We start from the raw sequence: 12,783 nt of genomic DNA on the forward strand, positions 1-12,783 counted from the left end.
CAGTACTCAAATCTCAATCGTAAATGTCTGTATATAAAAAGTTTCTTGGGCAAACAATGGTTTATGGTATCAGCACCATTGCCTCCCGATTACTCAATTTCATATTAACACCAATATTTACCCGAAGTTACGGTGCAAGTGCATTAGGTGTTTTTACCAAAATGTATGCTTATGCCTCTATGATCAATGCCATACTGGCCTTTGGAATGGAAACTACTTTTTTCAGATACCTCAATAAACACGAAGACAAAAAACAGCAGGTTTACAACAATTCTTTTCTGATCGTTGCTTTTATCTCAACACTCTTTTTAATTACGGGTCTTGTTTTTACCGAACCGATAACCAAATGGTTGTTAAATAGTAACATGTCACACTATCAGGATCAAAAAAGATATGTGCAGTATTTTCTTTGGCTCTTGTTTTCAGATGCCATTTGTGTAATCCCTTTTGCCAGGATCAGGGCTGATGGAAAACCTTTCAGGTATAGTATCATTAAATTTGTGAATATCTTAAGTTATGTACTTTTAAGTCTGTTTTTTATTTATGGCATACCACTGATTATTAAACACGATTTACCTGGCGCATCCTTTTTTCAAAACTGGTTCCGCGATAAATGGGTTGGATATGTGTTTATTGCCAATCTGGTTGCCAGTGCGCTTACCTTTTTGCTTTTAGTGCCAGAATTTTTAAAGGTTCAGTTTAAATTTGACCGCTATCTGTTTAAAAAAATGCTTTCTTACAGCTGGCCTGTTTTGATCGCAAATTTATCTTTCATTGTCAATGAAAATCTGGACAAAATACTTTTGGATAAATACACGACCGAAGCAGAAGTAGGTATTTATGGCGCTGTTTGTAAATTGGCTATATTCCTAAGTATTTTCAATATGGCTTTTAGACTGGGTGCTGAGCCATTTTTCTTCAGCTATGCTAAAAATGAAAACGCAAAGGTTACTTATGCAAAAATTCTAGAGTATTTTGTAATTGCACTTTCCATTCTTTTTGTGGCACTCACTGCCAATATCGAAATCCTGAAATACTTTATCAGTCGCGATGCAAAACACCTGGCCGAATATTGGGTCGGTTTACCCGCAGTGCCCTATTTACTGGTGGGATATGTGTGTTTAGGCATTTATATGAACCTGTCGATCTGGTACCGATTATCTGATCAAACGAGGTTTGGATTGTACATTTCTTTAATTGGGGCCTTTATTACCATTGTATTCAATATGATATTGATTCCAAAGTTTAGCTATATGGGTTCGGCCTGGGTTTCGATGGCTACTTATGGAACAATGATGATTATTTCTTATATCCTCGGACAGAAATATTACCCAATTCCCTACAACCTGAAAAAGATTTTAGCCTACTTAATCATTTCCATCATATTGGTATTCTCTTCGTTTTTTGTATTCAACAGAAACATCTATATTGGTAATGCCATGTTAATTGTTTTTGTTGCAGGCATTGCTTATTTCGAAAAGAATGATTTAATGAAAATATTGAAGAGGTAGACGGCTAAAGGGTTTAAGGCTTCTGATTTTACCTAAAATCTCATATCTCCAATCTCAACTCTAATAAAAATGGAAATAAAAATTATCAATACATCCGAACACCCACTGCCACAATACGAAACTGCACATGCAGCTGGCATGGACCTGAGGGCGGCAATAGCGGAAGAAATAATACTGAAACCTTTGCAAAGATTACTGGTGCCAACAGGTTTGTTTATTGAATTACCGGTTGGCTACGAAGCACAGATCAGGCCCAGAAGTGGCTTGGCCTATAAACATGGCATTAGCATTGTAAATGCGCCTGGTACAATTGATGCCGATTACCGTGGCGAAATAAAAGTTTTATTGGTAAATTTATCAGATACAGATTTTAAAATCGTTAATGGCGATAGAATTGCACAAATGGTTGTGGCAAAACACGAAACCATTAGCTGGCAAACTGTTGAACAATTAGGGGAAACTGCACGTGGAGAAGGTGGTTACGGACATACGGGGAAATAGTTCGCAGTCCTGAGTCAGAAGTCTTTAGTCAGGAGTTAATTTTTGGATGGATAAAATAACATGAAATACAAAGTACATTTTCTTGTAGGAGCGACGTTAATGGGCTTCCAGGCTTTTGGGCAGGGAGTGGTTACGCCAAGCAACAATCGCGATAGCAATATGGTAAAACAATTGTTTTTCGCGGGCCTGCGGGAGAAAATGTCTGAAAATTATGTTGTGGCCTCCACCAATTTCAATAAAATTGTCGGCCTGGATCCAAATAACCATGCGGCCTATTTCGAGCTCGCCAATGCAAACCTGCGTTTAGATAAACTTTCAGAAGCGGAACAAAATATAAAACAGGCAATTAAATTAAATGCAGGTAACTTATGGTACTGGCGCTTACTTGGTGAGGTATATAAACGCACCAATAAAATGCCCGAGCTCATTGAGGTGTTTAATCAGTTGATTCGCCTAGATCCCGAAAATGATGCTTATTATTTTGATAAAGCCAATGCGCAGTTTTTAGCCAATCAGCTCGATGCCGCAAAAAAAACCTATGAGGAGATCCAGGCTAAATTTGGCGAATCGAGAGATCTGGTGAATGCCAAAAAACGTCTGCAATCGAATGGGAATGCCTCTGAAAGTGATATTGTTAAATTACTGGAAGGCAATCAGGCTGATGTAAAGAACTACCTGTATGCTGCAGGTTTACTTTTGCAGAAAGGAAATGATCCGGAAGCGTTAAAGGTATTAACCAAAGCACAACAGCTTGAACCCCATAATTTTGAGGTGAACCTGGCTTTGGCCGATATTTACCGCAGGCAAAAAAATGATGAAGCTGCATTTTCTTCCTTAAAATTAGCTTTCGAAAGCAATGAAATGCCACTTACAGAAAAGGTGAAGATTATTGCGGCACTTTTTCCGAAACTTAATCAGCCCATCGTTGCTAAAAATGTAACCGAACTGAGTAAACTGGTGGCTGAAAAAAATCCGGCTGAAGCAAAAGCATTGGCACTTTATGGCGACGTACTTTATCAGCAGAACAATTTAAAAGAGGCATTAACTCAATACCAGGCTGCTTTAAAACTTAACGAACAGGTTTATGTCGTTTGGGAGCAGGTCATTAATATCCAAACACTCCTGGGGCACTATGAGGAAGCCATAAAGGTAGGCGATGAAGCTTTAAGTATTTATCCCAATCAGGCCAGCTTGTACTATTATATGGCTTATGCCTTGTTTAAAACAGGCAAATACGAGCCTGCCCAAAGCAATTTAAAAACTTCACTACAGTTAGATGTGGAGAATAAAAGCCTTCAGGCACAGATTTATGCACTACAGGGTGATATCTACATCAACCAGAATAATTTCGCCCTGGCTAAAACCGCTTTCGAAAAAGCCATTTCAACCGAGCCCGATAATTATCTCATCATGAATAATTATGCTTACTATTTGGCGTTAAGAAATGACGACCTAACCAAGGCAGCGAAATATGCAGAAACAGCGGCTAATGCAATGCCTAATAATCCCTCAATTGTAGATACCTATGCCTTTATTCTGTTTAAACAGCAAAAATACGATCTGGCGAAAACGTGGATCGAAAAGGCTTTGCAAAACAATAGCAGTAAAAATGGTGTTTACTTGGAGCGATATGGCGATATACTTTTTATGAAAGGTGAAAAGGATGCAGCATTAATCCAATGGCAAAAAGCAAAAGAGGCTGGAAACGGTTCAGAAGTATTAATTAAAAAGATAAATGAAAAGAAGTATTTTAAATAGCGCATTCCTGTTAGGAGCTGTAATTTTTGTTTCGGCATGTAAACCTAAAAAAGAAATTGTAGTGGCTCCCCCTACTAAAACAGAAACCAAAACTGATAATTCGAAAGCAGAAGCCCTAACCTTATTAAATAGCAAACAACTTAAATTTAATACCCTTTCTTTAAAAGCAAAGGCAACTTTAGATATTGCCGGCGATGCAAATGATGTAACCATGAATTTCAAGATGAAAGACAAGGAAACCATTTGGGTGAGCATTACGGCCTTAGGTGGAATGGCAGAGGTGGCAAGGGCCTTGATTACGCCTGATAGCATCAAGATCATGAACCGGATGAAAAGCGAATACCTAAAAAAACCATTTAGTTACATTTACAATTTCACCAATAAACAGGTTAATTTTAATACCCTACAAGCCATTTTAACGGGCAATGCCATGGGCGAGTTTTTAACGGCAGAATCTGATGTTAAACAAGAAAATGGTGTTTGGGTAGTCTCGGGAAGCAAATCAGAATTAGATTACAAATTGCTTTTTAACACGCTTTTCAAAGTGTCAGAAACCAATTTAAATGACGCTAAAAACGGTCAGGCTTTAAAAGTAACCTATACCGATTATCAAAAATTAAACGAATCACTATTTCCTAGTGCATTGCAAATCAAAACACTATCTAAAGCAAAGAAAATAAACATCGACTTACAATTTGTAAAAATTGATGGCAATGTTCCGGTCGATTTTCCGTTTAGTGTACCAAAGAGATTTGCTGTTGTAAAGTAAAATAGAACTCATTACTTATTTTAGCTAATTGATTTGCCAGGGGTAGATACTGTATAGGTATAGCGGCTCTGGCAATCTTTGTTGTGCATGAAGATTGAGTGAAGACAGTTCTGTAATAAGCAATTATGACTTTAGTATCTCGATTTTAATATTTTTTACTACAAAATTTTTATACTTTTGGCTTAATGAAGCTACAAAAACTCCTATTTATCCTTTTTTTAAGCGTGTTAACCCTTTCGGCGGTTGCACAAACTGAAAGTCAGCTCAGAAGGAAAAAAGAAGCTATACAACGCGAAATCGAACAGCTTCAAAAGAATTTGAATAAAACTGCCAGTGGTAAAAAGCTTACTATACAGCAGATTAATACGATAAATGCCCAGATTAGGTTGCGCCAGGATAAAATCGGTACCATCAACTCTGAAATAAAAAATCTGGATAACCAAATCTCTCAGAACACAAATACCGTACATACGTTGCAAGGTCAGTTAGGCGATCTTAAAAAAGAATATGCCGGCATGATCCGTTTTGCCCAGCGCAACAGAAATTCGTACGATAAAATGATGTTCATTTTTGCGGCGAAGGATTTTAACCAGGCCTACAAAAGAATAAAGTATTTACAGCAGTTTAGTCAATACCGTAAAAAACAGGCTGGTTACATTGAAAATACGCAGCAAGACCTGAATGGTAAAATTAAAGTGCTGGATAAAACACTTAGGGAAAAAAGTGACCTGTTGAAGGAACAGGAAAGAGAGCGTGAACGTTTAAGTAAAGATAAAAATAAACAGTCAGTAGAATTAAACAAGCTGAGTAAAGATGAAAGGCAGTTTAAGCAAGATATTACCAGCCGTAAAAAACAGCAGGCACAGATAGACAGGGCCATTAGCGCAGCCATTCAGCGGGCAATTGAAGAAGCCAGAAGGAAGGCAGCTGAAGAGGCCAGAAGGAAAGCAGCTGAAGAAGCACGGATAGCGGCGGCAAAAGCCAAGGCTGAAAATAAACCTGTACCTACAGCACCAGCTACACCAACGGCTAAAGCAAAATCGACAGGAGAATTGCTTACTGCAACACCAGAGGCAGCCAGGTTATCGGCAGGTTTTGAAAATAACAGGGGAAGGTTACCTTGGCCGGTAGCTACAGGAACAATAACCGAAAGGTTTGGTATGCATAAGATCGATCAGGCCAGTTATACCAATGATGGTGTAGATATTACCACAACAGACGGGGCGGCCGTAAGAGCGGTATTTGCAGGTAAGGTTGCGGCTGTTCAGGTAATGATGGGTAGAACAGTAGTTTTGATCAACCATGGCGAGTACTTTACGGTATATCAAAACCTAAAATCGGTAAGTGTGAGCGTAGGTAATTCTGTTGATACCAAACAAACCATTGGGGTTGTAGCCAACACTGGCGATGATGCTGTACTGAAGTTTCAGATCAGAAGAGGGCAGGCAGCTTTAAATCCAGAAGCCTGGATTAGTAAATAAACTTAAGACAAGTTAAAATGTCTATATTTGTATAAATTATATTAGTGATGTATCAAGGCACGTTATTAGAGTTTTTAAACATGGGTGGATCAGAGATCGTACTCATTTTAGTGGTCGTTCTATTATTGTTCGGGGGTAAAAAATTACCTGAACTTGCAAGGGGACTAGGGAAAGGGATCAGAGAATTCAAAGATGCCTCTGATGGTGTGAAGCGTGAAATCCATAGGAATATCAATGCCATGGATTTAGATAAAGAAGAAGCAGAAGAAACAGCGGTAAACCATAGTCAGCGCCATCATCCAACAGAAGAACCTTCTGTTGATGAAAAGGCAGAGGCAAGTGCAACCCATACAGAAGCCAGCACGCCTGTTGACGAAAAAATTATAACTGACAAAGAAAAAGTTTAAACAAAAAGTTATGTTAAATACAACAATAGCAGCAATGCTTGGAACGCCAGAAATTATCATTATTGCGGTAGTGGTATTGTTATTATTTGGTGGTAAAAAAATTCCTGAACTGATGAGAGGTTTAGGTAAAGGTGTTAAAGAATTTAAAGATGGTAAAGATGGTGTTGATGGAGAACAAGTAGATCCGTCAAACCGTGATAAAACCGTTTAATTGCAATAATTTTTAGTTTTGAAGAAATACAGCTCTCTTAAAGAGATTCAAGCACTCATTTCGCAAAAGCAATTAACTTTACCCGATTTATTAGCTTATTATTTTAAGCAAATTGAAAATAATGAACACCTCAATGCATTTAATGAGGTGTTTTTTTTGTCGGCTGAAGTTCAGGCAAAAGCGATACAGCAAAAAATAGAAGAAGGTAAGCAAGGTAAACTTGCAGGGATGGTTATTGGTATTAAAGATAATATCTGTTACAAAGACCATATCGTTACTGCATCGTCAAAAATGCTCGAAGGCTTTGTATCTCCATATTCTTCTACAGTTGTGCAACGATTGTTACAGGAAGATGCCATTATTATTGGTCGTTTAAACTGTGATGAGTTTGCTATGGGCGGCTCAAATGAAACTTCATACTATGGAGTTGCTAAAAATGCGGCAAATCCCGACCTTGTTCCGGGTGGGTCTTCAGGTGGATCAGCTGTAGCGGTTCAGGCCGATATGTGTTTGTCTGCGCTAGGAACTGATACCGGTGGTTCGGTAAGACAGCCAGCAGCATTTTGCGGGCAAATCGGACTTAAGCCTACTTATGGGCGTATCTCAAGGTATGGTGTTATTGCTTACGCTTCCTCTTTCGATCAGGTTGGACCAATCACCTCTTCAGTAGAAGATGCTGCTTTGCTTTTGCAGGTTTTAGCTGGCGAAGATGATTACGATTCTACCGTTTCTCCCGTTGCAGTACCCGATTATCCTGCTCATTTAAACGAGCATAAAAAACAAAAAATAGCAGTATTAAAGGAAACGATTGAGAGCGAAGCCCTCGATTCCGAAATCAAATCAGCTATTTTAAGATCAATCGAGCAGCTCAAAGCAGATGGACATACAGTTGAGTATGTTTCTTTTGATTTGCTGGATTATCTGGTTCCGGCTTATTATATCTTAACCACAGCCGAAGCCTCTTCAAATCTTTCGCGTTATGATGGCGTTCATTACGGACATCGTAACCTGGAAGCGAAATCGCTGAACGAACTTTATAAATTATCCCGCGCCGAAGGTTTTGGTGAAGAAGTAAAACGCCGCATCCTTTTAGGTACTTTTGTTTTAAGTGCAGGCTATTACGATGCTTATTATCAAAAAGCACAGCAGGTTCGCCGGTTAATCAGAGAAAAAATGGATGTTTTGTTCCAGGATTATGATTTAATTCTTTCTCCTGTGGCACCAACAGCCGCTTTTAAAATCGGCGATAATGTTCAAGACGCAATTGTGATGTACATGGCCGATATTTTTACCGTATTACCTTCTTTAAGCGGAAATCCGGCTATTGCCTTGCCAATAGGCAATAATACAGAAGGTTTACCGTTAAGTATACAATTTACAGCCAAACATTTTGAGGAAGATAAGCTTCTGGCTTTTTCTCAGGCATTTTTATCATAGTTTTATCGTCATTGCGAAGTACGAAGCAATTTAATGCAAAAAAGCATTATCGTTAAGTATGGCAATGGCATTTCATTAGCTGTTTTCCAGGCATTGTTTGGAAGGTTCGCAGGTTCTTATTTTAGTTCCCTATGGAAAGAAGAAAGGATTTGTACAAAGGTTTGTGGGGACACCAGCCACGGTTAATGAAAATTTGAACCAATAGCCCATGATTAAAAAATTACTTTTTGCTTCAATTTGTGCATGCTTAGGATACATTTCTTCCTCTTCCGCGCAACAAACACTCAAACTGGATAGTCTTCCGAAGATTCACAATAACATCTTTATCAATACCGATACGGTAGCTGTACCGCTAGTTTCAGAAAACCCGTTAAACATGGGCCAGAATTTTATCTATAAACTCAGGCTCGATTCTATTGCGAAAACGGTACCGCTTCCTTACAACGAGTACGTTCAGCAGTATATCGATATTTATGCCAAGCGTAAAGATATGTTCGGGAAAATGATTGGCTTGTCGAGTTATTACTTCCCTATTTTTGATAAAGCCTTAAAAGATTATAACATTCCACAGGAAATAAAATATTTAACCATCGTCGAATCACAGATGAATCCGCATGCCATTTCGAGAGTTGGGGCAACAGGGATCTGGCAGTTTATGTTCGGCACGGGTAAGGCTTATGGCCTGAAGATGGATAACTTTGTCGACGAACGCAAAGATCCGATCCAGGCGAGTTATGCAGCGGCAGCCTATTTTAGAGATGCTTTTGAAGAGCTTGGCGATTGGCTGTTGGCCATTGCCGCCTATAACTGCGGAAAGGGTAATGTTAACCGGGCAATTGATAAAGCTGGCTCGAGGGATTTTTGGGTAATCAGACAGTTTTTACCTAAAGAAACCAGAAATTATGTGCCGGCATTTATTGCTGCGGTTTATGTAATGAATTATTCGGGCAAACATCAGATTACCGCGCAAGCTTCGAGCATGTTTTTAAAAACCGATACGGTTCAAACGACTCGCTTCGTTTCGCTATCTACACTCGCAAAGGTGTTAAATGTTGATGAAGCAGCCATTATGGCCTTAAATCCATCGTACAAGAAAAAGATTGTAAACGGCACAGATGATGAGCCCAAGCGTATTGTGATGCCCAAGTTAAGGGACATCGATTACGCCGGTATTTACGATGTGTTAAATAATCAGGAAGTGGAGGTGAACATGAAAGTGGTGGCCGCCAGTACTGATGATGTAAGAGATTTAAGAAAGAAAAAAACAAAAAGTATCGCTACAACCGCTGTAGTTTACCATAAAGTTACCTCCGGACAAAGTTTGACAACTGTTGCCGATAAATATGGTGTAGAGGTGCAGGATTTAAGGGTTTGGAATGGTTTAAAAAGCAAAACCCTGGTGCCTGGACAAAGATTAAAAATCTATGCTAAAAACCGTACACCATTAAAAGCACCATCGTCTTTTTTGAGTTACAAAGTTAAAACAGGCGATACCTTGTCTGAAATTGCCGAGAAATTTGATGGAGCAACCGTTCAGAGTATCAGAAGAGATAACCGTTTATCCAAAGCCGGTTTGCAAGTTGGTATGATTCTGAAAATTAGCAGGGGCTAATACGGAACCGAAACAATTGTGCTTATTTCTTGATCAGGTAATTTGAAATGGTATCATAAACCTGGTTTAATCCATTGCTGCAACAGGCAGCTTAATGTCGCGTCTTATTTAACTTTTTTGAAGGGCTTTTTATTTTATGCCTCATAAAAAGAATTGTACCTTTGCCCCCGTCACTAATAAGTTACGTAATGAGTAAGACCACTAGAAAGCAAGATGCGCTTGATTACCACTCGCAAGGCCGTCCAGGAAAGATACAAGTAGTACCCACAAAACCTACAACATCGCAAAGAGATTTAACTTTAGCGTATTCCCCTGGCGTTGCAGAGCCGTGTTTGAAGATTGCAGAAAATAAAGAAGATGTTTATAAATATACCGCAAAGGGCAACCTGGTTGCGGTAATCAGTAACGGTACAGCCGTTTTAGGTTTAGGCGATATCGGTCCGGAAGCCGGAAAACCAGTAATGGAAGGAAAAGGTTTGCTTTTCAAGATCTTTGCTGATATTGATGTATTCGATTTAGAGTTAGATACCAAAAATGTTGACGATTTTGTGAAAATCGTGAAGGCTTTAGAGCCAACATTTGGTGGTGTTAACTTAGAAGATATTAAAGCACCAGAATGTTTCGAAATTGAGCGTCGCTTAAAGGAAGAAATGAACATTCCGGTCATGCATGATGATCAGCATGGTACAGCGATTATTTCAGCTGCAGCATTGTTGAACGCCTGCGAAATCTTCAAGAAAAAAATGGATAAGATTAAAATTGTAGTTAATGGTGCTGGTGCCGCTGCAATTTCTTGTACCAAACTTTATGTTTCTTTGGGCGCTAAAAAAGAGAACATCATCATGTGTGACCGTTCTGGTGTGATCCGTAAAGACCGTGAAGTACTTGATGAGATTAAAGCTGAATTTGCTACAGATAGAAAAATCAGCACTTTGGCCGAAGCCATGAAAGATTCTGATGTGTTTATCGGTCTTTCATCAGCCGATTGTGTTACCGCAGAAATGTTAACTTCGATGGCCAAAAACCCAATCGTTTTTGCAATGGCCAATCCTAATCCCGAGATTGCCTACGAACTGGCGATTAAAACCCGTAAAGATATTATTATGGCTACAGGCCGTTCTGATTATCCGAACCAGGTAAATAACGTTTTAGGTTTCCCTTATATTTTCCGTGGTGCGCTTGATGTTCGAGCAACAGGTATTAACGAGCCGATGAAAATCGCTGCCGTTAAAGCCATCGCGGAATTAGCTAAAAAATCGGTTCCAGAGGCTGTAAACTTAGCTTACAATGCCCGTAACCTTAAATTCGGTAAAGAATATATTATTCCAAAACCTGTCGATTTTAGGTTAATTACAGAGGTTTCTATCGCGGTAGCCAAAGCAGCCATTGAAAGCGGCGTGGCCCGTAAAATTATTACCGATTGGGATGCCTATAGCGAAGAACTAAGAAAACGTTTAGGTTTGGATGACGCCATTATGCGTGCCATTACCACCAAAGCTAAAACAGATCCAAAAAGAGTTGTATTTGCTGAAGCTGATAATTACAAAATTTTAAAGGCAGCGCAGATTGTTAACGACGAGAATATCGCCATTCCAATCCTTTTAGGAAATAAAGATAAAATACAGGCGATTATTGATGAGCACGGTTTGGAGTTAGAAGGTGTAGAGATCATTGATCAGATGCAGAATCCTGATAAAACCAAACAATATGCCGAGGCGCTTTATCAAAAACGTCAGCGTAAAGGGGTTTCTCTAACTGATGCCACTAAATTATTGAGAGACCGTAACTATTATGGTGCATCGATGGTTGAGTTTGGCGAAGCCGATGCCATGATTTCGGGTCTGACCAAAAATTATGGATCGACCATTAAGCCTGCTTTACACGTAATTGGTGTTGATCCAAGTGTGAAACGTGTTGCGGGTATGTACATGATGATGACCAAAAAAGGTCCTGTTTTCTTCGGAGATACCACAGTAAACGTAGATCCAACAGCAGAAGAGCTGGTAGATATTACTTTATTGCTTGATAAATCTGTTAAGCAGTTTAACATCAAACCACGCATTGCTTTATTATCTTATTCAAACTTTGGTTCAAATGATGGGGTAACACCAAATAAAGTAAGGGAAACGGTTAAACTTTTGCATAAAAATCATCCTGAGGTAATTGTAGATGGAGAGATGCAGGGAAACTTTGCCATCAACAACGAACTTTTAAAAGATAATTTCCCATTTAGTACCCTGGCAGATGCTCCAGCTAACACTTTAGTGTTCCCAAATCTCGAATCAGGAAACATTGCATACAAATTGTTACAAGAGTTAGGCGGCGCCGAAGCGGTTGGTCCGATCCTGCTTGGACTGAATAAACCTGTTCATATTGTTCAATTAGGTAGTTCTGTACGTGAAATCGTCAATATGGTTACCATTGCTGTTGTAGATGTGCAAGCAAAAGAAGAAATTGCAACATCGAAACGAAAAGGTATATTTGGAAAAACAACTAAAAAGTAGAATTACATGTACGCCTATATTGATGGTAAATTGACATTCAAAAACCCGGCATATGTTGTGGTTGAAGCCGGAGGTATAGGCTATCATATAAACATTTCTTTAAATACATACAGCGCTTTGGGCGATGCAGAAAGGTGTAAACTATACACCTGGCTGCATGTAAAAGAAGATGCACATACATTATACGGCTTCGCTGATGAAGGCGAACGCCGTTTATTTTTACACTTAATATCGGTATCGGGAATTGGACCAAATACAGGTAGAATGATTTTATCATCGATTACACCTATAGAAATCCAGACCGCGATTGTTAAAGCAGATTTACCCCTAATTCAACGGATTAAGGGCTTAGGAGCTAAAACGGCACAACGCCTGGTTTTAGAACTCCAGGATAAACTAAAAAAAGAAGGGGCAGACTCATTAATTTCTATGCCTCAACACAATACTGTTAAAGATGAAGCGTTATCAGCATTGGTAATGCTCGGATTCGCCAAACAAACCGCCGAAAAAACTATAGACCAGATTTTAAAAGTGACAGAGGGAACACTTTCGGTAGAGCAACTAATTAAACAAGCTTTAAAAACTTTATAGA

At 39.0% G+C, this 12,783-nt stretch carries 11 protein-coding genes; all 11 read left to right on the forward strand.

All coding sequences use genetic code 11. The features are described from left to right. The first annotated feature begins 23 nt into the window (after window positions 1-23). Entirely contained in the window at window positions 24-1,511 is a 1,488-nt protein-coding gene (locus tag AC07YT_RS10975) for an oligosaccharide flippase family protein (RefSeq protein WP_086548097.1), read from the forward strand. A 69-nt stretch (window positions 1,512-1,580) separates the two neighbouring features. Beyond that, entirely contained in the window at window positions 1,581-2,012 is a 432-nt protein-coding gene (dut, locus tag AC07YT_RS10980) for a dUTP diphosphatase (RefSeq protein ID WP_086548096.1), read from the forward strand. A gap of 60 nt (window positions 2,013-2,072) precedes the next feature. After that, window positions 2,073-3,770 carry a tetratricopeptide repeat protein gene (locus AC07YT_RS10985; RefSeq protein WP_086548095.1) on the forward strand — a complete coding sequence of 566 codons (1,698 nt, stop codon included), beginning with the start codon at window positions 2,073-2,075 and terminating at the stop codon, window positions 3,768-3,770. Further along, window positions 3,748-4,539, forward strand: a complete 792-nt coding sequence (gene lolB1, locus AC07YT_RS10990; RefSeq protein WP_086548094.1) for a lipoprotein insertase outer membrane protein LolB1 — start codon at window positions 3,748-3,750, stop codon at window positions 4,537-4,539. The genes AC07YT_RS10985 and lolB1 overlap by 23 nt, the downstream gene beginning before the upstream one ends. Window positions 4,540-4,724: 185 nt before the next feature. Then, window positions 4,725-6,020, forward strand: a complete 1,296-nt coding sequence (locus AC07YT_RS10995; RefSeq protein WP_086548093.1) for a murein hydrolase activator EnvC family protein — start codon at window positions 4,725-4,727, stop codon at window positions 6,018-6,020. Between the two features lie 47 nt (window positions 6,021-6,067). Next, window positions 6,068-6,427, forward strand: coding sequence for a Sec-independent protein translocase subunit TatA/TatB (locus tag AC07YT_RS11000; protein ID WP_086548092.1), 360 nt, complete (start codon window positions 6,068-6,070; stop codon window positions 6,425-6,427). Window positions 6,428-6,437: 10 nt separating this feature from the next. Then, on the forward strand, window positions 6,438-6,638 hold the full coding sequence (locus AC07YT_RS11005; RefSeq protein WP_029287719.1) for a Sec-independent protein translocase subunit TatA/TatB: 201 nt from the start codon (window positions 6,438-6,440) through the stop codon (window positions 6,636-6,638). A gap of 18 nt (window positions 6,639-6,656) precedes the next feature. Further along, window positions 6,657-8,075 carry an Asp-tRNA(Asn)/Glu-tRNA(Gln) amidotransferase subunit GatA gene (gene gatA, locus AC07YT_RS11010; protein WP_086548091.1) on the forward strand — a complete coding sequence of 473 codons (1,419 nt, stop codon included), beginning with the start codon at window positions 6,657-6,659 and terminating at the stop codon, window positions 8,073-8,075. A gap of 208 nt (window positions 8,076-8,283) precedes the next feature. After that, window positions 8,284-9,687, forward strand: coding sequence for a lytic transglycosylase domain-containing protein (locus AC07YT_RS11015; RefSeq protein ID WP_086548090.1), 1,404 nt, complete (start codon window positions 8,284-8,286; stop codon window positions 9,685-9,687). A gap of 188 nt (window positions 9,688-9,875) precedes the next feature. Further along, a complete protein-coding gene (locus tag AC07YT_RS11020) occupies window positions 9,876-12,191 on the forward strand; it encodes an NADP-dependent malic enzyme (protein WP_086548089.1) in 2,316 nt (771 codons plus the stop codon). Between the two features lie 6 nt (window positions 12,192-12,197). Next, complete coding sequence (gene ruvA, locus AC07YT_RS11025) at window positions 12,198-12,782, forward strand: Holliday junction branch migration protein RuvA (protein WP_086548088.1); 585 nt, start codon at window positions 12,198-12,200, stop codon at window positions 12,780-12,782. The last annotated feature ends 1 nt before the right edge of the window (window position 12,783 follow it).

The organism is Pedobacter sp. GW460-11-11-14-TSB4 (assembly GCF_059423705.1).